24 protein-coding genes and 1 riboswitch are annotated in these 23,988 nt (G+C 46.2%); of the genes, 23 read left to right on the top strand and 1 reads right to left on the bottom strand.

The window, feature by feature from the left end; all coding sequences use genetic code 11:
• Positions 1-44: 44 nt before the first annotated feature.
• The 7 genes from DW694_RS07435 (at position 45) to DW694_RS07405 (ending at position 7,593) form a co-directional block, all read left to right on the top strand.
• Positions 45-458 carry a hypothetical protein gene (locus DW694_RS07435; RefSeq protein ID WP_118752782.1) on the top strand — a complete coding sequence of 138 codons (414 nt, stop codon included), beginning with the start codon at positions 45-47 and terminating at the stop codon, positions 456-458.
• A gap of 1 nt (position 459) precedes the next feature.
• Positions 460-1,308 carry a DUF5685 family protein gene (locus DW694_RS07430; RefSeq protein WP_118608083.1) on the top strand — a complete coding sequence of 283 codons (849 nt, stop codon included), beginning with the start codon at positions 460-462 and terminating at the stop codon, positions 1,306-1,308.
• Positions 1,302-1,949: a J domain-containing protein gene (locus tag DW694_RS07425; RefSeq protein WP_114002793.1), complete on the top strand. Its 648-nt coding sequence runs from the start codon at positions 1,302-1,304 to the stop codon at positions 1,947-1,949. The genes DW694_RS07430 and DW694_RS07425 overlap by 7 nt, the downstream gene beginning before the upstream one ends.
• Before the next feature lie 193 nt (positions 1,950-2,142).
• Positions 2,143-3,129 carry a diaminopimelate dehydrogenase gene (locus DW694_RS07420; protein ID WP_015525965.1) on the top strand — a complete coding sequence of 329 codons (987 nt, stop codon included), beginning with the start codon at positions 2,143-2,145 and terminating at the stop codon, positions 3,127-3,129.
• Positions 3,130-3,402: 273 nt separating this feature from the next.
• On the top strand, positions 3,403-4,893 hold the full coding sequence (locus tag DW694_RS07415) for an N-acetylmuramoyl-L-alanine amidase family protein (protein WP_270391069.1): 1,491 nt from the start codon (positions 3,403-3,405) through the stop codon (positions 4,891-4,893).
• Between the two features lie 283 nt (positions 4,894-5,176).
• The gene (locus tag DW694_RS07410; RefSeq protein WP_110104064.1) at positions 5,177-6,637 is read left to right on the top strand and encodes a C40 family peptidase; all 1,461 of its coding nucleotides are present in this window, start codon (positions 5,177-5,179) and stop codon (positions 6,635-6,637) included.
• A gap of 231 nt (positions 6,638-6,868) precedes the next feature.
• Positions 6,869-7,039: riboswitch (cobalamin riboswitch) on the top strand.
• A gap of 266 nt (positions 7,040-7,305) precedes the next feature.
• Positions 7,306-7,593 (top strand): cysteine-rich small domain-containing protein, encoded by a 288-nt coding sequence (locus DW694_RS07405; RefSeq protein WP_173723397.1) that lies wholly within the window; start codon positions 7,306-7,308, stop codon positions 7,591-7,593.
• 107 nt (positions 7,594-7,700) lie between these two features.
• Here DW694_RS07405 and DW694_RS07400 read toward each other — a convergent pair whose 3' ends face one another.
• Complete coding sequence (locus DW694_RS07400; protein ID WP_118368609.1) at positions 7,701-8,417, bottom strand: phosphatase; 717 nt, start codon at positions 8,415-8,417, stop codon at positions 7,701-7,703.
• A 353-nt stretch (positions 8,418-8,770) separates the two neighbouring features.
• Between DW694_RS07400 and DW694_RS07395 the strand changes: the two genes are divergently transcribed.
• From DW694_RS07395 to DW694_RS07320, 16 genes are all read left to right on the top strand, one after another.
• Positions 8,771-11,296 (top strand): glycyl radical protein, encoded by a 2,526-nt coding sequence (locus tag DW694_RS07395; RefSeq protein WP_092070145.1) that lies wholly within the window; start codon positions 8,771-8,773, stop codon positions 11,294-11,296.
• A gap of 11 nt (positions 11,297-11,307) precedes the next feature.
• Positions 11,308-12,099: a glycyl-radical enzyme activating protein gene (locus DW694_RS07390; RefSeq protein ID WP_118368608.1), complete on the top strand. Its 792-nt coding sequence runs from the start codon at positions 11,308-11,310 to the stop codon at positions 12,097-12,099.
• Between the two features lie 186 nt (positions 12,100-12,285).
• The gene (locus DW694_RS07385; protein ID WP_118368607.1) at positions 12,286-13,167 is read left to right on the top strand and encodes a class II aldolase/adducin family protein; all 882 of its coding nucleotides are present in this window, start codon (positions 12,286-12,288) and stop codon (positions 13,165-13,167) included.
• A 31-nt stretch (positions 13,168-13,198) separates the two neighbouring features.
• Positions 13,199-14,587 (top strand): aldehyde dehydrogenase family protein, encoded by a 1,389-nt coding sequence (locus tag DW694_RS07380; protein WP_015525955.1) that lies wholly within the window; start codon positions 13,199-13,201, stop codon positions 14,585-14,587.
• 18 nt (positions 14,588-14,605) lie between these two features.
• A complete protein-coding gene (locus tag DW694_RS07375; protein WP_015525954.1) occupies positions 14,606-15,838 on the top strand; it encodes a zinc-binding dehydrogenase in 1,233 nt (410 codons plus the stop codon).
• Positions 15,839-15,862: 24 nt separating this feature from the next.
• On the top strand, positions 15,863-16,177 hold the full coding sequence (locus DW694_RS07370; protein WP_015525953.1) for a BMC domain-containing protein: 315 nt from the start codon (positions 15,863-15,865) through the stop codon (positions 16,175-16,177).
• Positions 16,178-16,262: 85 nt separating this feature from the next.
• A complete protein-coding gene (gene pduA / locus DW694_RS07365; protein ID WP_015525952.1) occupies positions 16,263-16,538 on the top strand; it encodes a propanediol utilization microcompartment protein PduA in 276 nt (91 codons plus the stop codon).
• Between the two features lie 43 nt (positions 16,539-16,581).
• Positions 16,582-16,923: a BMC domain-containing protein gene (locus tag DW694_RS07360; protein ID WP_118368606.1), complete on the top strand. Its 342-nt coding sequence runs from the start codon at positions 16,582-16,584 to the stop codon at positions 16,921-16,923.
• Positions 16,924-16,995: 72 nt separating this feature from the next.
• The gene (locus tag DW694_RS07355; RefSeq protein WP_005427721.1) at positions 16,996-17,274 is read left to right on the top strand and encodes a BMC domain-containing protein; all 279 of its coding nucleotides are present in this window, start codon (positions 16,996-16,998) and stop codon (positions 17,272-17,274) included.
• Positions 17,275-17,382: 108 nt separating this feature from the next.
• On the top strand, positions 17,383-18,027 hold the full coding sequence (locus tag DW694_RS07350; protein ID WP_118368605.1) for a phosphate propanoyltransferase: 645 nt from the start codon (positions 17,383-17,385) through the stop codon (positions 18,025-18,027).
• Between the two features lie 68 nt (positions 18,028-18,095).
• Positions 18,096-18,362, top strand: coding sequence for a EutN/CcmL family microcompartment protein (locus DW694_RS07345; protein WP_015525950.1), 267 nt, complete (start codon positions 18,096-18,098; stop codon positions 18,360-18,362).
• A 4-nt stretch (positions 18,363-18,366) separates the two neighbouring features.
• Positions 18,367-19,695: a 4Fe-4S dicluster domain-containing protein gene (locus tag DW694_RS07340; protein WP_015525949.1), complete on the top strand. Its 1,329-nt coding sequence runs from the start codon at positions 18,367-18,369 to the stop codon at positions 19,693-19,695.
• Between the two features lie 16 nt (positions 19,696-19,711).
• Positions 19,712-20,260, top strand: a complete 549-nt coding sequence (locus DW694_RS07335) for a BMC domain-containing protein (RefSeq protein WP_015525948.1) — start codon at positions 19,712-19,714, stop codon at positions 20,258-20,260.
• Positions 20,261-20,332: 72 nt separating this feature from the next.
• Entirely contained in the window at positions 20,333-21,097 is a 765-nt protein-coding gene (locus tag DW694_RS07330) for a DeoR/GlpR family DNA-binding transcription regulator (RefSeq protein ID WP_118752781.1), read from the top strand.
• A 136-nt stretch (positions 21,098-21,233) separates the two neighbouring features.
• The gene (locus DW694_RS07325) at positions 21,234-22,385 is read left to right on the top strand and encodes a 1-propanol dehydrogenase PduQ (protein ID WP_118752780.1); all 1,152 of its coding nucleotides are present in this window, start codon (positions 21,234-21,236) and stop codon (positions 22,383-22,385) included.
• Between the two features lie 344 nt (positions 22,386-22,729).
• Complete coding sequence (locus DW694_RS07320) at positions 22,730-23,956, top strand: cob(I)yrinic acid a,c-diamide adenosyltransferase (protein ID WP_118752779.1); 1,227 nt, start codon at positions 22,730-22,732, stop codon at positions 23,954-23,956.
• Positions 23,957-23,988 lie beyond the last annotated feature (32 nt).

Below are 23,988 nucleotides of genomic sequence, written 5' to 3'. Positions count from 1 at the left end.
TTTTGGGCAGTGCCGTCTGGCAGTGAAAAGGAGATGCAGATCATATGAGAGACAAATTCAATAAATTTATGCAGGGACGTTATGGAGTGGATGATCTTTCCAGGTTCACCATGGGAGTCGCACTGGTTCTGATCATTCTGGCAATGTTTGCTAATATATTCAGCAGAACTGTCGGCAGCACCCTTGACATTCTCGGAGTCGCAGCAATCGTATATGCATATATACGTATTTTTTCCAGAAATATCCAGCAGCGTTATGCCGAAAATCAAAAATTCCTTCAGATGACGTCGAAGTTCCGTTTTCGCTTTAATAAAGAAAAGAATCTGATGAAGCAGAGAAAGACCCATCACATCTACAGCTGTCCGGGCTGCGGACAGAAGATACGTATTCCAAAGGGAAAGGGCAAGATCGAGATCGAATGTCCGAAATGCCACACAAAATTCGTAAAAAGGAGCTGACATGTTCGGATATGTGACCGTTAATAAACCGGAAATAAAATTCAAGGATTTTGATGTGTATCGTTCTTTTTACTGCGGTCTTTGCAGAGAATTGCGGGAGAGATACGGGATACCGGGACAGATCTCACTGACTTATGATATGACATTTGTGGTCCTTCTTTTAAGCGGCCTTTATGAGCCGCCAACGAAGAAGGGAACCTCCAGGTGTGTGGTCCATCCGCTGAAGCCCCAGCCGGTACGTAAAAATACAGTAACTGAGTACTGTGCGGATATGAATGTGATCCTTACCTATTACAAATGTATGGATGACTGGCAGGATGAACACAAACCACTGCGCTATGCATATGCAGGAATTCTGAAGAATTGCGGAAATATGCATATGTCCGCTTATCCGGCGAAGATCCAAAGAATCCGAAACGCGCTGGAGGAGCTTTCTTCCCTGGAAAAACAGGGGGAAACCGATGTGGACCGTGTAGCCGGGTGTTCCGGACGTATCATGGAAGAGATTCTGGCCTTCCGTAAGGATGTCTGGGAATCGTCCCTGCGCCGTCTGGGATTTTATCTCGGAAAATTTATCTACATCCTGGATGCTTATGACGATGTGGAAAAAGATGCAGAAAACGGAAATTACAATCCTTTCCTTGAAAAATATAAGATAGAAGGGTTCGAGGAAGAGGTACGTCGGCTTCTTATGATGATGCTTGCAGAATGCTGCAGAGAATTTGAAAAGCTGCCGATCCTCCGATACGGAGATATCCTTCGAAATATTTTATATTCCGGCGTCTGGTGCCGCTTTGCGGCGATCGGACAGAAGCGCAGGGAAGAACGGGAGAAAGAGAAAAAATGTTAGATCCATACAGCGTGCTGGGAGTTCCCAGAAACGCATCTGATGATGAAATAAAAAAGGCATACCGGAAGCTGAGCCGAAAGTATCACCCGGATGCCAATATCAATAATCCGAATAAGGATCAGGCCGAAGAAAAATTCAAAGAAGTGCAGCAGGCTTACGAGCAGATCATGAAAGAGCGTGAGTACGGAAGCAGTTCCCAGAATGGTTATGGCAGCTACGGAAATTACGGTGGTTTTGGAAATTACGGAAATGCCGGTTCCAGTGCCTATCAGGATGAGGAAAGTATGCGCAGAAGGGCGGCCGCCAATTATGTGCAGAGCGGTCATTTTCAGGAAGCTATGAATGTACTGGATTCTCTTGGTCAGAAAAATGGGGAATGGTATTACCTGGCTGCTATGGCAAATATGGGAATGGGAAATAATGTAACAGCTCTGGATCAGATCCGTGAAGCAGTCCGTCAGGAACCGGATAATATGCAGTACCGTATGCTGCTCCAGAGAATGGAAGGCGGTGGCGGCTGGTATCAGCAGCGGCAGGATCCCTTTGGGGGAATGCCGACCGCAGGGGGAGATATGTGTGATGCCTGCTGCAGGACCATGGCCTGTTTCATGTGCTGGCCGGGCGGCTTTTTCTGCTGCTGATGCAGGAACAAAGCGGTCATCGATATCCCGGAATTGAGAATCGGAATATCCCGAGGCAGCATGTCCATATGATTGTAAGGCGGATCAGTCAGATCCGTTTTGCGATATAGATCGCAGAGGGATTTTTCTGACAGAAATTCACAATGCTGTCCGGAAAATGTCATACTGCAGAGAAAAAGAGGAGGAAATCGTTATGAGTATAAGAATTGGTATTTTAGGTTACGGAAACCTGGGACGCGGCGTGGAGTGCGCCATCAAGCATAATCCGGATACAGAGCTGGTTGCAGTATTTACCAGACGTGATCCGGAGACTGTAAAGATCCTTACAGAGACCGCAAAGGTTTATTCTGTAAAAGATGCGGAGAAGCTGAAGGATGAGATCGATGTCCTGATCATCTGTGGAGGAAGTGCTACAGATCTTCCTGTTCAGACACCGGAGTATGTAAAATATTTCAATGTTGTGGACAGCTTTGATACACATAAGAAAATCCCGGAGCATTTTGCAAATGTTGACAAGGCAGCAGCAGAGAGTGGACATGTAGGAATCATTTCCGTAGGCTGGGATCCAGGAATGTTTTCTCTGAACCGTATGTATGCAAATGCGATCCTTACAAATGGAAACGACTACACATTCTGGGGCAAGGGTGTCAGCCAGGGACATTCTGATGCAGTCCGCCGCATCAAAGGCGTAAAGGATGCAAAGCAGTACACCATTCCGGTAGAAGCTGCACTTGAGGCAGTAAGAAACGGAGAAAATCCGGAGCTTACCACACGCCAGAAACATACAAGAGAATGCTTCGTAGTCGCTGAGGAAGGTGCTGATCTTGCACGCATCGAGGAAGAGATCAAGACCATGCCGAACTACTTTGACGAGTATGATACAACGGTACATTTCATTTCCCAGGAAGAGCTGGACCGTGACCACAGCGGTATCCCGCACGGCGGTTTTGTGATCCGCAGCGGAAAGACAGGCTGGAACAATGAGAACAGCCATGTGATCGAGTACAGCCTGAAGCTGGATTCCAATCCTGAGTTCACATCTTCTGTGATCGTTGCCTATGCAAGAGCTGCATACCGCATGAACCAGGAAGGACAGAAGGGCTGCAAGACCGTATTTGATGTTGCACCTGCATATTTAAGTGCCCTTGATGGAGCAGAGCTTCGCAAAAAATTTCTGTAAGGATCTGTAACGGACAGGAGCAAAACTGCATAAAGGATCATATCCCCGGAGCATCGGTGAATATTTCTGATGTTTCGGGGCTTTTTTCTGCATAAAATCAACATTGGTAATACCTAGATGATGTTTTTTCTGAAAGAAAAGGAAAGAGTTGACGGACCGTAAAGAATGTTATATAATATGGACGTAAAATTGTAACAAAATTGTAACGTTTACGATCGGCCGGACTTAAGAAATAGTAAATATCAATGATCTATCTATCAAAGGAAGGTATGTATGCGAAAATTAAGCAGAAAATGGAAACTCTGGGGACTTTTTTTTGTTCTGATGTTCTTTGCAGCCGGAGCAACTGTACATACAACGGCAACAGATGTACAGGCTGCGACCAAAAACGGCTTTAAAACAGAAAAAGGAAAGTCCTATTATTATCAGAATGGCCAGAAGGTAAAAGGCTGGCTTACACTGAACGGGAAGAAATATTTTTTTAATAAATCCACAGGCGTGCAGATGAAGGGCTGGGCTAAGGATTCCAAGGGCAAACGATATTTTTATAATGTCAACGGTGCCAAGGGCTATATGGCAACAGGCTGGCTTACAGACAGTAAGAACAATACCCGCTATTTTAATCCCACCAGCGGATATATGACAACGAAATGGGCCACGATCAGTAATAAGAAATATTATTTTTACAGCGGCAGTGGTGCTGCAGCCAGAAGCGTATTCCTTACAGACAAGCAGAATGTGACCAGATATTTTACCAGCAAATGCTTTATGGCAAAGGGCTGGGCAACGAATAAGAAACAGCAGAAGCGTTATTTTGATCCAAACACGGGAGCTATGTATAAGGGCTTCAAGAAGATCGGCAGCGATACCTATTATTTTTACAGCAAGAGCGGCGTGATGGCTACCGGTTGGGTCACAAATTCCAAAAAAGGATATAAATATTATTTCGATCCGTCAACCGGTGTCATGGCTACGGGAACGAAGACGATCGATGGCAAGAAGTATACATTTGGCAGCAATGGTGTCCTGGATACCAACCCAAGCACTACTACAGCTACAAGCTCCAGGACCATCAAGAATTTCCTTGCTAATGCACTGCTTCCGGTAGGAAAGACTCTTTACGTATGGGGCGGCGGCCACAACTGGTCAGATGCGACCAGAAAGGGCATCAGTCCAAAATGGAAACAGTGGTATGACAGCAATTCCAGCTCCTATAATTACAGATATTATATGGATCTCAGTGAAGCTACAGAACAGAAGGGCCTTGACTGCTCCGGCTTTGTAGGATGGTCTGTATATCAGATCATGCAGAGCAGATCCGGTGGACCTATGTACACGGATGTTTCCGGAAATCTTGGATCTTTGTATTCCGGCAAGGGAATGGGTACCGTTGTTTCCCAGTCTCAGCTGGCAAGCTCAAACTGGAAGCTTTATCCGGGAGATATCGGATACAACAGCGGACATACTTGGATCGTTCTCGGACAGTGTTCCGATAAGAGTGTTGTGATCCTCCACTGTACACCGAATGCCGGCGTACAGATTTCCGGAACACCGACACCAAGCGGAACTTACGGAAGCCAGGCGATCAAACTGGCAGAAACTTATATGTCTAGGTATCCTGGAGCCAGCAAATATGACTATCATGAATCCAGTGGTAACTATATCCGAAACGGTGCTTACTTCAGATGGAACAGAAGCACTCTTTCCGATCCCAACGGATATCTGAATAAGACAGCCAATCAGATCCTTGCAGATCTGTTCTGATCAGGATGTGCTGAAAGAAATTTGTATGTAACAAATAGAAATAAGAAACGTGAGAGGAGAACCTGAGATAACCCGGGTTCTCCTTTTTTAATGTCAAAATCATTAATAAATGTTACAAAGTTTTAAACTAATTAATAGAAAATCCTTGCAATCCAAATAACACTGTGTTAATATATAAAAAGATTGAAACAAGATATTGCAAAAGTATTACAAAGAAAACCAACGAAGCGGATGGTCAGATCCGCTGTATTAAATTAGAATCAGATTGCGAGGGTGAACAGTCATGAAGAAAAGGATATTATGTCTGACACTGGCGCTCATCATCAGCGGAGCACAGGTAGTCAGCGTAAGCGCAACAAGAGAAGATGAGGCAGCACTTCAGCAGGAGATGGATGCGACCAACGAACAGCTGAATGCGACTTATTCCAGATTGGATGAGCTTTCCTCACAGAAGTCACAGATTGAAGGCGAGATTTCAACTCTTGATGCCAATCTTGTAAACGTGATGGTTTCGATCCAGACACTGGAGGGAGATATCTCCAATAAGGAAGCCGACATTGCATCTACACAGACCAACCTTGAGAAGGCCAAAAATGCCAAGCAGAAACAGTATGAGGCAATGAAGAAACGTATCCAGTATCTCTATGAGAAGGGTGGAGACGATGCATGGTTCCAGATGATGCTGAATGCAGAGAACCTGTCTGACCTTCTTACAAGAGCAGAGTACACACAGAAGACTTATGAGCAGGACCGTAAGAGTCTTGAAAAATATTCCAATACGATCCAGCAGGTGGCAAACCTGGAGGCACAGTACACACAGGAGAAGGCAGAGCTGGAGGGAATGAAGCAGGAATATGAGGCAGAGTCCCAGAACCTGCAGGCACAGCTGGATGAGAAGCGTGCCACATCCGCAGATTATGATAATGAGATCGCCTACGCACAGCAGCAGGCTACAGATTATGCCAACCTTCTTGCAGAGCAGACTGCAGAGCTTCAGAGATTAGAGGCTGAGCGTATTGCAGCAGAGGAAGAGGCAAGACGTCAGGCCGAGGCTGAAGCAGCAGCGAGAGCACAGGCTGAGGCAGAAGAGGAAGCAAGACGCCAGGCAGAGCAGGAAGCACAGCAGGATGAGGCGGACGAGAGCGAAGACGGACAGTACGATGAGGACGGCGACGTGATCGAGAATGCAGATGAGGATACTGCAGAAGATGACACCGAGGATGTGGATGAAGATGCAGACAATGGTGAGAATGATGATGCGTCCGAGGATACTGAGAATACAGAGGATAATGCAGACGCAGATTACGATAACAGCACAGACGCATCTGAAGAAAGTGCAGAGGACACATCTAATGCAGAGGATACATCTTCAGACAGTGACAGTTCTTCTTACAGCAGTGGTTCCGGATCTTCTGTTGTGAATTATGCTACACAGTTTGTGGGAAATCCTTACGTATGGGGCGGAACAAGCCTTACCAATGGTGCAGACTGCTCCGGATTTGTACAGAGTGTCTATGCGAACTTCGGAGTCAGCCTTCCGAGAACCTCCTATGAGCAGCAGAATGCAGGTACAGAAGTATCCTACGCAGATGCACAGCCGGGAGATCTGATCTGCTATGGCGGACACGTGGCTATTTACATGGGTAATGGCCAGATCGTTCATGCATCGAACTCTCAGGATGGGATCAAGATCAGCAATGATGCTACATACAGAACAATTGTATCTGTAAGACGTCTTGTATAATAAGAACGTACAATAGAAAATAAAAATACAGCAGCCCGACAGCAGTTTGTCGGGCTGTTTTTGACGTCGGAAAAAATATTGAAAACCCATGGAACGGAGTGAACAGCAATAAAATATGCTCAAAAATGTATAAATATTGAAAACAGTATTGACATATAATTAACAGGATGTTATTATAATGTCAGTATAATTCCATATTGAACATAGCAAGTGCTGAGGATAGCTGACAGTTATATATTGATTATCAGAAGTCCACAGAAAAGGGAATCAGGTGTGAAACCTGAGCGATCCGGTCACTGTAACGGAGGAGCGAATCTCATAGTCCATTGTACGTATGTATGAGAAGGAGAGAGGAGCCATGATCCCGGAGCCAGGAAACCTGCTTGTTATGGCGAGGTTAAACTTCCGTGTAAAGTGTAACAACCATTTCAGGGACTCCGCACCCCTGGGACGTTGTCTACTTTTTTACGAGAGTAGGCATTTTTTTATGGAATGCGCCTGTTCATATGAATTATACATGATTAAATGGCAGGCGATACTACTCCGGATACATTCGTTCCCTCCGCGCACTCATGAACGGATTATATTTCTACCCCGGGGTGGCATCGCTACCTCTTTTTTATAGGAAAAAGTTATGTGTGGTTATGTCAGGAGAGGAGAAAAGAGCCATGGAGAAACCATACTGGGAAGGCAAAGAATACTCTTACTTCAGCCACAAAAATTGTGAGTATTTTCCGTGCCATAAAGGAGCAGATCCGGAGAACTTCAATTGTCTGTTCTGCTATTGTCCTTTATATGCACTGGGAGATAAATGTGGTGGTAATTTCCGCTTTACGGAAAGCGGGATTAAAGACTGCACCGAGTGCAAGCTTCCTCACAGAAGAGAAAATTTTGGATATGTTACAGGTAAATATAGCGAGCTTGCGGAAATTGTACGGAAGCAGCGGGAAAAATAAAAAACAGGCCAGTTCAGATACAGGAAAATGTATATTCCTGTGTTTGAACTGGCCTGTTTTGTTTGGAGTGGACAATATCTGTTATCTGTCGGAAAAGATACAGAAGATCATTCTCTGGTTTGGAGAAAAACCCTGAGTCTGGGAATCTGGTTGTTGAGGATCAGCTGTTCCGGAAACATGGCCTGATGAACAAACTCAGCAGCACAGGTAAAATCTCCGATATGCTCCGGGCCATGGCTGTCACTGGAAAGAAGCAGCGGCAGATCATATTTGCGGCAGCATCGAAGGATCTCGAAACAGTTTTCTCTTGTGTCGCCACGATAGCCATAAGGTGCAAGAGAAGCTTCGTTGATCTCAAAGATCGTGCCGGTTTCTCTGGCAGCCCTTGCAAGCGCATCATAATTAACCGGGTAATGAGTGTTATCACTATGTCCGAGGATCTTTACACAGGGGTTTTTCATTACATTGATAAAAGCTTCTGTGTTTTCGGCTCTGGTACCGCAGCGGTAATTCCAGGCATGCATGCTGGCAATGGCGTAATCAAGTTTACATAATAATTCCTGATCTAAATCTACCGTTCCGTTGCGGTCAAGGATATTCAGTTCAATTCCGTAGAGTAATTCTACACCGAAATGTTTTTTGGGAGAATAGGTAAGGCTGCGGAAATAGGAGGAAGTTCCGGCTGCCAGAGTGCCGGGACCGTGATCAGTGATCCCGAGAAGCCGGAGACCTTTCTCGGCAGCTGCGCGTGCCATGTTTGTGATGGTACATTCCGTGCCGTGACCACTGGCGATGGAGTGGGTATGCATATCAGAAAGATACATAAAAATACACCTCTTTTACTGTTTGAGAACATGTGACAGAGCGGAATACGAATGTCCGCTTTGCATAAATTTTTCTGAAAAACAAAGGAATTCCTATATAAATTCAAGTATGGCAGAGCAGAAAAACAAAGTCAATAGAGAAAAACATAAAAATACAAAAAACAAATAAAATCAACAGGGCACAACCGATAAAACCCACAAAAACAGCTAGAAACACATGTTGGATTTCGTTGACATCGCAGTAGGGGTAAGGTATAATAAAACTACATGAGCACATAGCCGGACAGGAGCGGTTCTGGAAGCGTAGAGGCAGACAGATCACCAGAAACAACCGGTTATGAGAAAGGAGAATCATGGAGAAATTTCATATAGCAGATGTTCCGAAAACAGACAGGATCACACATCTTGTAGATAATCTTTATGCAAAGATGCCGGTGATCGAATCTGCCAGAGCAAAACTGATCACAGAGTCTTACAAAGCAACAGAAGACGAGCCGATCATCACCCGCAGAGCCAAGGCATTTGCCCACATCCTGCACAACATTCCGATCATCATCCGTGATGAGGAGCTGATCGTCGGAAGCAGCACTTTGGCGCCGAGAGGATGTCAGACGTTTCCGGAGTATTCTTTCCAGTGGCTGGAAGATGAGCTGGATACAGTGGCTACCAGAACAGCCGATCCATTTTATATTGCGGAGGAAACCAAGGCGGAGCTCCGTGAGGTACATAAATACTGGAAAGGCAAGACTACCAGTGAGCTTGCAACCTCCTATATGGCACCGGAAGCGATTCTTGCCATTGACCACAATATTTTTACACCCGGAAACTATTTCTACAATGGTGTAGGACACGTAACCGTTAAATATGAAGAAGTTCTGGCGATCGGCTATGAAGGGATCATTGCCAAAGCTCAGAAGGAACTGGATGAGTGTAATGTAGGAGATGGTGATTACGCAAAGAAATCCCGTTTCCTGGAAGCAGTTATCATGAGCTGTCAGGCAGTTATCGACTATGCACATCGCTATGCCGAGCTCGCAGAGCAGATGGCATATCAGTGTCAGGATCCGACCAGAAAACAGGAACTCCTTCAGATCGCATCCAATTGTACACGCGTACCGGCGAAGGGCGCCCGTAACTTCTATGAGGCGTGCCAGTCCTTCTGGTTTGTACAGCAGCTGATCCAGATGGAAAGCAGCGGACATTCTATTTCTCCGGGACGTTTTGACCAGTATATGTATCCGTATTACAAGAGTGATATGGAAGCAGGCAATCTTACCAGAGAATTTGCCCAGGAACTGATGGACTGCATATGGGTAAAATTAAACGACCTGAATAAATGCCGTGATGCTGCATCTGCAGAAGGCTTTGCAGGCTACAGCCTTTTCCAGAACCTGATCGCAGGTGGTCAGAACAAGGATGGCGAGGATGTGACCAATGATCTCTCCTTTATGTGCATCCAGGCGTCTATGCATGTGCACCTTCCGGCACCGTCTCTTTCTGTAAGAGTATGGAACGGATCACCACATGAATTCCTGATCAAGGCTGCAGAGCTTACAAGAACAGGAATCGGACTTCCGGCTTATTACAATGATGAGGTTATCATTCCTGCACTGCAGAACCGCGGCCTTTCTCTTGCAGATGCCAGAGAATATAACATCATCGGCTGTGTAGAACCGCAGAAGGCAGGTAAGACAGAGGGCTGGCATGACGCTGCATTCTTTAACATGTGCCGTCCGCTGGAGATGGTTTTCTCTAATGGTATGGACAAAGGGGTACAGATCAGTGTCCAGACCGGCGATGTTACAGAGATGAAGAGCTTCGATGAGTTCTATGATGCATATAAGAAACAGATGGAATATTTCATTTCCCTGCTTGTAAATGCTGATAATGCCATTGATGTGGCACATGCGGAGAGATGTCCGCTTCCATTCCTTTCCTGTATGGTGGATGACTGCCTGAAACGAGGCAAATCCGTTCAGGAAGGCGGAGCTGTTTATAACTTTACAGGTCCTCAGGGATTTGGTATTGCAAACATGGCAGATTCTCTGTATGCGATCCGCAAACTTGTATATGAAGAAAAGAAGATGACCATGGAAGAGCTGAAGGAGGCTCTGGCATGGAACTACGGCAAGGGTATCGATGCACAGTCTGCAGCAGATATCACCACCATTGTTATGCAGAAGCTTCAGGAGAATGGCATCCGCGTAAATGAGCAGACCGCAACAGCTGTTATGACAGCAGCTCTCGGAACAGAGCCATCTCCGGAGAAGAAAGCAAGATTCGAAGAGATCCACAAGATGATCGAGGAGGTTCCGAAGTTTGGAAACGATATCCCGGATGTGGATTATTTTGCAAGAGATGTGGCTTATACTTACACCAAGCCGCTTCAGAAATATATGAACCCGAGAGGCGGACATTATCAGGCAGGACTTTATCCTGTATCTGCAAACGTTCCTCTTGGCGGACAGACCGGTGCAACACCGGATGGCCGTTACGCACATACTCCGGTAGCAGATGGTGTTTCCCCGTCAGCCGGCAAGGATGTGAAGGGACCGACAGCTGCGGCAACTTCTGTATCCCGCCTGGATCATTTTATCGTATCCAACGGAACGCTGTTCAATCAGAAATTCCATCCGTCAGCACTTGCAGGAAGAGAAGGACTGGAGAAATTCGTAGCACTGATCCGCGGATACTTTGATCAGAAGGGTATGCATATGCAGTTTAACGTTGTTGACAGAGAAACACTTCTGGATGCACAGAAGCATCCGGAGAAGTACAAACATCTGGTTGTACGTGTTGCAGGCTACAGCGCATTGTTCACTACACTTTCCAGATCTCTGCAGGACGATATCATCAGACGTACTGAGCAGGGCTTCTAAAGGAGTAACGAATGGACTATTTGGATACAAAGGGCAGGATCTTTGATATTCAGAAATATTCAGTACACGATGGACCGGGTATCCGTACCATCGTGTTCCTGAAGGGCTGCGTTCTTCGCTGCCGCTGGTGCTGTAATCCGGAATCACAGGAATACCGGATTCAGAACATGAAGGTTCTGGGAGAAGATAAAGTGATCGGCCGCGACGTGACAGTTCGTGAGATGATCGAAGAGGTGGAAAAAGACCGTGCCTATTATTATCGTTCCGGAGGCGGGATCACCCTTTCCGGAGGGGAATGTATGTGTCAGGCGGACTTTTCCAGAGATCTTCTTCGCGCGGCAAAGGAGAGAGGAATCAACACAGCGGTAGAAAGTATGGCCTGTGCCCCATGGGAAAAGATCGAACAGGTACTTCCCTATCTGGATGTATATCTGATGGATATCAAGCATATGAATCAGGAAAAACACAAAGAATTCACAGGACGGGCCAACGGACTGATGCTGGAGAATGCAAGAAGGGTTGCGCTCTACGGAAAAACCAGACTGGTGATCCGCGTTCCGGTGATCCCCACATTTAATGATTCTGTGGAAGAAATCCAGGCGATCGCAAGATTTGCAGCATCCCTTCCGGGCGTAAACAAGATCCATCTTCTTCCGTACCACAGACTGGGGCAGGATAAATATGAAGGACTTGGCAGACCCTATTTAATGGAAGGAATCCTTCCGCCTACAGCAGAACATATGCAGATGTTAAAGAATGCAGTGCATGCGGTATGCAGCCTGGACTGCCAGATCGGCGGCTGAGAGATACAGGATTACAGAAAAAAGATCCTTTACAAACAGAAAATATAAAAAACAATAAAAACAACACAAAATACAACAAGAAACCAACATAAAACAACGGATTGTCCTTGACTTATTTTGTGGTATGGGGTAAAATGTTCTCAGAAACAAAATAGTGCAATCCAATGCTCAAGGAGGAAATTAAGCATGGTAAACGAGTTTGAAATCAAAAAACAGCTTTGTGACATCGGTAAGAGAATTTACAACCGTAACATGGTTGCAGCTAACGACGGAAACTTTTCTGTTAAAGTAGCTGAGAATGAATATCTTTGCACACCAACAGGTGTATCTAAAGGATTCATGACACCAGAGTTCATCTGTAAAGTAGATGGTAAAGGTAATGTAATCCAGGCTAACCCGGGATTCAAACCATCATCTGAGATCAAGATGCACATGAGAGTATATGAGAAGAGACCGGACGTAGGATCTGTTGTACATGCTCATCCGATCTATGCAACATCTTTCGCAATCGCAGGTATTCCGCTTACACAGCCGATCATGCCGGAGGCAGTTATCGCTCTTGGATGTGTTCCGATCGCTGAGTATGGTACACCTTCCACAATGGAGATTCCGGACAACCTTGAGAAATACCTTCCATACTTTGATGCAGTACTTCTTGAGAACCACGGAGCACTTACATGGAGCACAGACCTTAACGCTGCATACATGAAGATGGAGTCTGTAGAGTTCTACGCACAGCTTCTGTATCAGACCAAGCTCCTTGGCGGACCGAAGGAATTCGACAAAGAGAACATCGAGAAGCTCTATGCGATCCGTCGTAAATTCGGTATGCCTGGAAAACATCCGGCAAGCCTCTGCCTGAACAAAGACGGCAAGAACTGCCACAACTGCGGCGGTGCATGCCACAGCGAGGACTACAAACAGTTCCCAGGATATCAGTATGATTTCGTTGGAAAAGACTGTGATTGTGATAAAGATGCAGCTCCTGCAGCAGATGCAGCAAAGAATGATGCAGAGCTTGTTGCTCAGATCACAAAACAGGTTATGGCTCAGCTTGGCCTGAAATAAATTTTTGACGGAATATTAAGGAGGACATCTCATGCCAATAAGTGAGAATATGGTACAGGAAATTGTACAGGAAGTTATGGCAAAAATGCAGATCGCAGATGCTCCGGCCGGAAAACATGGCGTTTTCAAGGATATGAATGATGCTATCGAAGCAGCCAAGAAGGCTCAGTTGGTAGTTAAGACAATGTCTATGGACCAGAGAGAAAAGATCATCACCTGCATCCGCAAGAAGATCAAAGAAAATGCGGAAGTACTGGCACGTATGGGTGTTGAGGAAACTGGTATGGGTAATGTAGGAGATAAGATCCTGAAGCATCACCTGGTAGCAGACAAGACACCTGGAACAGAAGACATTACAACAACTGCATGGTCCGGAGACAGAGGACTGACTCTGATCGAGATGGGACCGTTTGGTGTTATCGGCGCGATCACACCATGTACTAACCCGAGTGAAACAGTTCTCTGCAACACAATGGGTATGCTGGCAGGCGGAAATACAGTAGTATTCAACCCACATCCGGCAGCAGTTAAAACTTCTATTTACGCAATCAATCTTTTAAATGAGGCTTCCCTGGAATCAGGCGGCCCGGATAATATCGCTGTCACAGTTGAGAAACCAACACTTGAGACCAGCAATATTATGATGAAACATAAAGATATCCATCTGATCGCAGCAACAGGCGGCCCTGGTGTTGTAACAGCAGTTCTTTCCTCCGGTAAGAGAGGAATCGGTGCAGGAGCAGGTAACCCACCGGCACTGGTTGATGATACTGCTGATATCCGTAAGGCAGCTCAGGATATCGTAAACGGATGTACATTCGATAACAATCTTCCATGTATCGCTGAGAAGGAAGTTGTTGCAGTATCTTCCGTAGTTGATGAGTTAATGCACTACATGATCACAGAGAATGACTGCTATCTTGCATCCAAGGAAGAGCAGGACAAACTTGTTGAGACTGTACTTGCAGGTGGCAAGCTGAACCGTAAATGTGTAGGACGTGACGCGAAGACACTTCTTTCCATGATCGGAGTTCAGGCACCGGCAAATACCCGCTGCATTATCTTCGAAGGACCGAAGGAACATCCGCTCATCACAACAGAGCTTATGATGCCAATCCTCGGAATCGTAAGAGCTAAGGATTTTGACGATGCTGTAGAGCAGGCTGTATGGCTTGAGCATGGCAACCGTCATTCCGCACATATTCATTCCAAGAATATTGATAACATTACAAAATATGCGAAAGCAATTGATACCGCAATCCTTGTAAAGAACGGCCCGTCCTATTCCGCACTTGGATTTGGCGGAGAAGGTTTCTGTACATTCACCATTGCAAGCCGTACCGGTGAGGGACTTACAAGCGCAAGCACATTCACAAAGAGAAGACGCTGCGTAATGACAGACAGCCTTTGCATTCGTTAATCAGGAGGAACAGAAACAATGGATATGAACAATGTAAATATCGAAGAAATCGTTAAACAGGTTCTCTCCGGCATGACAGGAAACGCTCCTGCAGCAGCTGCTGCAACAAGCGCTCCGGCTGCTCCGGCAGGAAACACAATTCCGAAAAAAGCAAGAGTAGCAATGATGACAGAGAAGAAACATTTTGAGCTTCAGGAGTATGATCTTCCAGAAGTTGGTGACGACGACATCCTCGTTAAAGTTGAGGGCTGCGGCGTCTGCGGAACAGATGCTCATGAGTACAAAAATGACCCGTTTGGTCTTATCCCAGTAGTTCTCGGACATGAGGGAACCGGTGAGATCGTAAAAATGGGTAAAAACGTTAAAGTTGATACAGCTGGTAAACCGGTTAAAGTCGGCGACAAGATCGTTACCTGTATGATCTTCAAAGATGATCCGGAAATCACAATGTTCGACCTTAACAAGAAGAACGTAGGCGGCGCTGACGTATATGGACTTCTTCCGGATGACGACGTTAAATTCAACGGCTGGTTCGCTGATTACATCTTCATCAGAGGCGGAAAATTCGGTTCTACATTCTTTAATGTAAGTGACCTGGATCTTGATTCCCGTATCCTCATCGAGCCATGTGCAGTACTTGTACATGCTGTAGAGAGAGCAAAAACAACAGGAATCCTGAAATTCAACAGCAGAGTTGTTGTTCAGGGTTGCGGACCGATCGGTCTTATCTGCATCGCAGTTCTCCATACAATGGGCGTTCATAATATCTGTGCAGTAGACGGAAATGAGAAACGTCTTGAGTTTGCCAAGAGAATGGGAGCAAACACAACCGTTAACTTCATGAACTTCAAGGGCATTGAGGCACTTACTGAGGCTGTTAAAGAGGCTCAGGGCGGACATCTTGCAGATTTCGCTTTCCAGTGTACTGGAAATCCTCATGCACACTCCAACATCTACAAATTTATCCGCAACGGCGGCGGTCTTTGCGAGCTTGGTTTCTTCATCAACGGTGGAGACGCTACCATCAACCCGCACTTCGACCTCTGCTCCAAAGAGATCAACCTTGTTGGTTCCTGGGTATACAACCTCAGAGACTATGCAACAACATTTGATTTCCTTAAGAGAGCAAAAGCAATCGGACTTCCAATGTCTGAGCTGATCACACACAAGTTCCCGCTTGAGGAGATCAACGAGGCACTTGAGACAAACCTGGCAATGACAGGTCTTAAGATCGCGATTGTTAACAAATAACCTTAACGGGAAAGGAGAAGCAACATGGCAGAAGCTGTAGGAATTCTGGAGGTCTTCGGACTTGCGACAGCCTTTGTGGCAGCTGACGCCGGGTGCAAGGCTGCAAATGTCCACCTGGAGGTATTCGATAAGAATAAACCGGCGAATGCGGACAGCCTGCCAGTACCGCTTCTTGTCTGCATCAAGTACCGCGGAAGCGTGTCAGATGTCACGGCAGCGGTAGAAGCCGGCATGAAAGTCGCAGAGAGCATGACAGGCGTGGTACAGCATTACATAATCCCCAACCCGGAACCAGGTACACAGAAAATGCTGAAAATCAGCGCCCTGGATAAAGATTGAGAGGATTCCGAAGTTCACTTTACAAAAGTGGCGGAATCATATATGATAAAAATGTAACGAAGATAAGATTCAGGAGGATAGAATCATGGCACAGGAAGCATTAGGAATGGTTGAGACAAGAGGCCTCACAGCTGCGATCGAGGCAGCAGATGCAATGACAAAAGCAGCAGAGGTTGCTCTGGTAGGAACAGAGAAGATCGGTTCCGGTCTTGTAACTGTTATGGTTCGTGGAGACGTAGGCGCTGTAAAAGCAGCAGTAGAGAGCGGAAGCGCAGCAGCATCCAGACTTGGAGAGCTCGTAGCTACACACGTAATCCCGAGACCTCATACAGACGTAGAGAAAATCCTTCCAAAGCTCTGATTCAGGCTTTGAGAGGAATAGAAATTAGTTAAGGAGTTCGCTCATGGGAAAATCATATGGATTTATAGAAATCACTGGTGTAGTTGCGGCGATCAATGCCCTGGACATCATGTGCAAAACGGCAGACGTTGAGCTGGCGTCATGGGAGCGTAAGCTGGGCGGACGACTGGTGACCCTGATCGTACAAGGCGATGTATCAGCAGTTACAGCAGCTGTCAATGCAGCAGTGGAGCAGGCAATCAAAAAACCTGCCAGCTATGCGGTAATTGCCAATCCTCACGAGGAAATCGTCAAACTGGTTGAGCTGAGTGCAAGCCGATGGAAAAAGAGACAGCAGGAAAATCCGGAAGAAGCACTGGAAAGCAAAAACAGCAGCAAAAAATAAGCTGTTGCACCAAAATAGTCAGAAGTAAACAGAACAAATAAAGCATTTATAATCCACAAGGAGGATATGATCATGACACAGGAAGCATTAGGAATGGTTGAGACAAGAGGACTTACAGCAGCTATCGAGGCAGCTGACCAGATGTGTAAAGCAGCTAACGTTGCTCTGGTAGGAACAGAGAAGATCGGTTCCGGTCTTGTAACAGTTATGGTTCGTGGAGATGTAGGAGCAGTTAAATCTGCAGTAGAGAGCGGAAGCGCAGCAGCATCCAGACTTGGAGAGCTTGTAGCTACACACGTAATTCCGAGACCTCATACAGACGTAGAGAAAATCCTTCCGGTTCTTAAATAATCTAACTGATCAGTTCCAAGACGCACCGGCCTGAGGGCCATTAAGGCTTCCGGCCGGTGTGTTTTGAGTTAAGTTCAGTCATGAAACCGAAAGAAAGCAGGTGTACTCTTGGAAACGAATAATATTGAAATGATCACAAAAATGGTGATCGATGCGATCAACAAAAACGAAGACAAGGGCAATGGTTTCGTTGTTCCTATCGGAGTTTCCGCAAGACATATTCACCTGACACAGGAGCATGTGGAGGCGCTGTTCGGAGAAGGCTATCAGCTCACAAAGAAAAAGGATCTGATGGGCGGACAGTTTGCATCCAACGAAACAGTTACCATTGTGGGACTGAAGCTCCGTGCGATCGAGAATGTAAGGATCCTCGGACCTGTCCGCAGTAAATCACAGGTTGAGGTTTCCGCAACAGATGCGATCAAGCTGGGAATGAAGGTTCCGGTACGTATGTCCGGTGATCTTGCAGGAAGTGCACCGATCGCCGTCGTCGGACCGAAAGGTGCCATTTATCTGAAAGAGGGATGTATTGTGGCTATGCGTCACATTCACATGGCTCCGAAGGATGCCCAGGCTGCGGGTGTACATGATGGTGATGTTGTTTCCGTCAAAGCTGACAATGAGCGCGGAACGATCTTTAATCAGGTTAAGATCCGTGTTGATGACAGCTTTACACTGGAAATGCATATTGATACAGATGAAGCAAATGCAGCAAGAATTGCCACAGGCAATACAGTTACCATAATCAAATAATATTCCTCCTTCGGGGATGCCGTTTCCGGCATCCCCAGCAGAGGATATAGAGAAAAACGGAGGCTCATATGATTGTAGGCAAAGTAGTTGGAAGTATTGTTTCCACACGAAAAAGTGAAAAACTGATAGGAAATAAGTTCATGATCGTGGAGCCGGTGCATCATATGAAGGCCGAGCACAGCCAGATTGTTGCCATCGATATCATCGGTGCGGGAATCGGCGAATATGTATTGGTGGCACAAGGAAGCGCAGCAAGAATTGGCTGCGGCGTAGAAACAGCACCGGTAGATGCCGCCATCGTCGGTATCGTAGACGACGGTGCAGGATTGGAGTAACGCCATGGATATCAAAGAATTACAGAAAATTATGCAGGAGAATGGTGTTGTCGGAGCAGGTGGAGCAGGTTTCCCTACATACATGAAACTGACAGACAAAGCGGATACCATTCTTATGAACTGTGCAGAGTGCGAACCATTACTGAAACTTCACAGACAGTTGTTGGAGAAGCACGCATACGAGATCATGAAAACATTCGATATGGTTGCGGAGACGGTAGGAGCTTCACAGGCCATTATCGGAATCAAAAAGTCTTATGTACAGACGATCAATGCTTTAAATCAGCATATTGAAGAATTCCCGAGGGTTAAGATCCATCTTCTGGATGAGGTTTATCCGATGGGTGATGAGGTTGTTCTTATTTATGAGGCAACCGGACGTGTGGTACGGCCCGGAGGACTGCCGATCGAGCAGGGAGTAGCCGTATTTAATGTAGAGACTCTCTACAATGTATACCGCGCGGTAGAAGAACATAAACCGGTCACATGTAAATATGTTTCCGTTGTTGCTGAGGTTGAGAACCCTGTTACAGTGAAGGTTCCGTTGGGATGTACACTGGAAGAGGTTGTTGCCCAGGCAGGCGGTACAACTGTAAAGGATCCTGTATATTTCGTTGGCGGCCCGATGATGGGACGTATCGGAAATGGTTCAGACCCGGTTACAAAAACAACGAATGCAATCCTGGTTCTTCCAAAGGACCATGTTATTGTCATGAAGAAGCAGCGGACTTCTTCTATAGATCTGAAGAGAGCAGCATCGATTTGCTGCCACTGCCATACATGTACAGATCTTTGCCCGAGACATAATCTGGGACACCCGATCGATCCGGCAATGTTCATGATGGCAGCATCTAATCAGGATTTCAGAAATGTAAATCCTTATATCAATTCTGCATTCTGCAGCTCCTGTGGTGTCTGCGAGATGTATGCGTGTCCGCAGAGCCTGGCTCCGAGAACACTGCTTGCAGATATGAAGGGCGGACTTCGTAAGGCAGGGATTAGACCACCTCAGGGTGTTCAGCCGAAGCCGGTTCAGGAGTCCAGAGAATACCGCAAGGTTCCTGAGGAGCGTCTGATGGCACGTCTGGGACTTACCAAATATGACAAGGATGCACCGCTTCAGGAAGAACTTGTAAACGTATCGAAGGTAAAGGTTCTCTTAAGCCAGCATATCGGTGCACCGGCACAGGCAATCGTAAATGTAGGCGATATGGTAACAGAAGGCCAGATGATCGCACAGCCTGCACAGGGATTAAGTGTCGGAATCCATGCAACCATCAGCGGTAAGGTTACAGAAGTGACAGACCGCCATGTTGTAATTGCAAGAAATTAGAAAGGACGTGCACAAAATGAGTAGAGCAATCGGAATGATTGAGTTTAAAACCACACCAGCTGGTATCACTGCAGCAGATGCCATGGTTAAGACATCTGAAGTAGAGATCGTGGAGGCGCAGACAGTATGTCCGGGAAAATATATTGCAATTATCACCGGAGATTTAAGCGCAGTAAAAGCTGCTGTAGACACAGCTGTAACAACATACGAGGACAAATGTATTGACAGTTTTGTACTGGGCAATCCACATGAGTCCATTTTCCCGGCAATTTACGGAACCACACAGGTCGAGGAGATTAGTGCCCTGGGAATTCTTGAGACTTATGATGCAGCATCTATCATCGAGGCGGCAGATCAGGCAGCTAAGACAGCTATCGTTGATCTGATCGAGCTTCGTATCGCCAAGGGTATGTGCGGTAAATCATACATGCTTCTTACCGGCGAGGTTTCTGCAGTGGAGGCTTCTATCGAAAGAGCAAAAGAGCTGGTAGCTGAAAAAGGAATGTACATGGATTCCTCAGTGATCGCTCATCCGGACAAGAGAATGATCGATACGATCCTTTAATATTGTCTTTATATCTGAGGGATATCCTTTTGAAGGGTATCCCTGCAATGACATCTGAAAAGGAGGCATCTTATGCTAGCATTAGAGAGAAGAAATCTGATTCTCGAGAAATTACAGGAAGAGAAAAGGGTTGTTGTAAGTGAACTAAGCCAGCTTTACAGTGTCTCAGAAGAAACCATCCGCCGTGATCTGGACAAGCTGGAAAAAGAGGGACTTGCCACAAAGAGTTATGGCGGTGCGGTGATCAACGAAGATGTCGGTATTGATTTACCATTTAATGTTCGTAAAAACCAGAATGTACAGGGAAAGCAGAAAATGGCGGAGATTGCTGCTTCCATGGTGAATGACGGAGATCACATTTTTCTGGATGCCAGCACAACGGCAGTTTTTGTGGCCAAGGCGCTGAAAGAAAAAGAACGTCTCACCGTTGTTACCAATTCTATGGAGATCCTTCTGGAGCTCTCGGATGTATCCGGCTGGAATATTATTTCCACCGGTGGAGTGATGAAGGAAGGGTATCTTGCATTCCTGGGTGCCAGAACCGAGGAAGTGATCCGCTCTTATTATGTGGACAAGGTTATTTTTTCCTGTAAAGCATTAAATGAGGATCTGGGAATCATGGAATCCAAAGAAGCCTTTGGAACAACAAAAAAAGCCATGATCAATTCCGGAAAAATGCGTATTCTGGTGGTAGACAGCACGAAATTTGATCAGACTGCTTTTTCCGTGGCAGGACAGCTGCGGGATATCGAGACGGTCATCACAGACAAAAAGCCGTCTGAAAAGTGGCTGAAGCATTTCAGCGCGCATAAGATCGAATGCATCTACCCGAAATAGGTTGGACATATATCGGAAAACGATTGTGTTCATGAGCATGCAGTGTATGCGGAATGCGGAGATCCGCTTTACTTTATCCGGCCACAGGCAGACAAAAGAGACCTGTGTTCCGGTATGACGAGAGGGAGCAGTTTCTATGAATACATTTGAAATGAAAACAGCCATCCATTTTGGAGCTGATGCCCTGGGAAGACTGAAAGAAATTCCATACAAAAGAGTCCTTGTTATCACAGACCCGTTTGTTGTAAAAAGCGGAATGATCGATATGATCACAAAACCGCTTCAGGCAGGTGGAAAAGAATTTGATATTTTCTGTGATGTTGTTCCGGATGCACCGGTTGGAAAAATTGCCGAAGGAGTCAAAAAATTCCTTCAGTATCAGCCGGAAGCTATTGTTGCAGTAGGTGGTGGTTCTGCCATCGACTCCTCCAAGGCAATCCGTGAGTTTGCCCTGAAGATCAACAATTACGGAAAAGTCGGACTGGTTGCCATTCCTACAACAAGTGGTACCGGTTCCGAGGTTACTTCTTTTGCAGTTGTAAATGATACAGAAGCACATGTGAAGTATCCGCTGATCTCAGACAGCCTGACCGCTGATGAGGCAATTCTGGATGCGGAGCTTGTACGTAGTGTTCCGCCTGCGATTACAGCAGATACAGGTATGGATGTTCTGACTCATGCAATTGAGTCTTATGTCAGCATCAACCATAATGAGTTTACATCTGCACTTGCAGAGAAAGCAATCGAGATCTGTGGCGTATATCTTTATCGTGCATATGTTGACGGTAATGATATGCATGCAAGACAGAAGATGCATGTAGCGTCCTGTCTGGCAGGACTTTCCTTCAATGCAGCAGGTCTTGGAATTACTCACAGTATGGCTCATCAGCTGGGTGCTATTTTCCATATTCCTCACGGAAGAGCTAATGCGATGCTGTTGCCGCATATTGTTGAATATAATGCAAATATCAACAAACGCAGCAGAAGCCAGAAAGAATATCTTCCGGCAGTAAAGAGATATTCCAATATTGCACATCTTCTTGGACTGAGCAATTATAACGAAGTTATGAGCGTAAGATCTCTTGTAAACTGGATTCAGTTTATGCAGAAAGAGATGAATATCCCGCTTACCATCGAAGAGATGAAGACGATCACACCGGATGCTTATTTTGCGGCGGTTGATAAGATGGCGGATATGGCACTTGCGGATGCCTGCACAGCGGCAAATCCGCGTGTACCGAAGAAAGAGGATATTATTAAGATTTATACTAAACTTTGGTCTTTTTGATAAAAGATGAAAACCGCAAAGGGGCCGCAAAGCCGCGGCCCCTCTGCACACCCCTCGGGCTTTTTTTAGAGTGCTTGACTGTGGCGGGCGGAAGGGTATTGACTTGTGCCTGTATGCTGCGATTGTTCCGGGTTGAACGTTGTGCCGATGGGGCGCCGTGGGCGCTTTGGATGTGTGACGTTGTTGGCAGGGGCTGGCGCGTTTGTGAACGCCGCGCTTGGTTTGCCGGGATGGTTGTGGTGTGTGTTTACGTATGTGTGGTATGCGTAGCATTTCGAGGATTGTAAAATTGGTCTGATATGGGTGGGATTATTTATCAGGAGTTGCTGGGAGGTTGAGCTGGGATGGAGGTTTATACCGGGTATGGTGATAAGGGGATGACGGATCTTTCCCATACGAAGAATGTTTCAAAGTCGGATGATCGGATTTGTCTGATGGGGTCGGTTGAGGAGCTGATGAGTCATATTGGGCTTGTGCGGGTTCTGGTTGATGATGTGGATGTTGTCCGGATGCTGGAGAAGATCTCGGAGACTTTGAAGAAGATTATAGATGGGGTTTCTGATCCTTATAATCGGGAGTTTAAGGTCAGTGAAGACCGGACGGAGTTTCTGGAGGAGGAGATTGGCCGGATGAAAGAGATTTTTTCCGGAGAGAGGCTTCCGATTCTTCCGGGGGATTCCCGAGTTGCGGCTGAGATCGATGTGACAAGAGCTGTGGCGCGGAGGGCTGAGAGAGAGCTTGCGCTGGTCAGTGTGAAGTTTGGATCGGATACCGGAGCCAAGAAATATATGAACCGTCTGTCAGATTATTTTTATGTGCTGGCAAGGTATGTGGATGTTGCGAAGATCGAAGAGAAGAAGACAGATATTTCTGGAAGTGTTCAGAAATCTGTGAAAGCAGAGACTGCTGGGATTGAAGCTAATGTTGGGGTAGAGGCTGTAGGAACTGTTGGAAGTAGTGCGGATGTTGCAGTGGGTACATCGGCGGTGGATGTAAGAGCACAGGATTCGCAGATGGTGCAGAAAAGGGATGTACAGACTTTTAATGCGCAGAATGGGACTGTGACGACAGCAGTGGGAGGAAATACGGCGATGGCACAGAATGACAGTATAGCAGCAAACACGGCGATGATCCAGGAAGTGCTGAAGCGTATGGGTATCCAGGGTCGTATCACATTGGATTCTGCCAAGAGGCTTATTGAGAAGATCGAGCAGGAAGCTTTGAGAAGAAACAAGCCTTCCGTAATTGCGATATGCAGCCCGGATGGAAATCCGGTTGCGGTTCATGTGATGGATGGATCTTTTCTTGTAAGCTTTGAGGTGGCTTTGAAGAAGGCCTATACATCGGTTGCAGTGAAGATGTCCACCATGGAGCTTTCCAGATTGACACAACCGGGCCAGACATTTTATGGTCTTGGAAAAATGAGTGACAATATTGTGATATTCGGAGGTGGTGTACCCCTGAAGGTTGGAGACACCATCATCGGCGGTCTTGGTATCAGCGGCGGTACCGGCGAAGAGGATAACAGCCTCGCAGAGTATGGACTGCAGGTACTGAATGAGGTACTGTAGGATACAGGATAAAAACAAAACGTATAGACAGC

This window comes from Ruminococcus sp. AM26-12LB (assembly GCF_003480785.1).
Classification (GTDB): Bacteria; Bacillota; Clostridia; order Lachnospirales; family Lachnospiraceae; genus Blautia_A; species Blautia_A fusiformis.
Note: the sequence above shows the minus strand (reverse complement) of the source record. Positions and strands in the feature narration are given on the sequence as shown.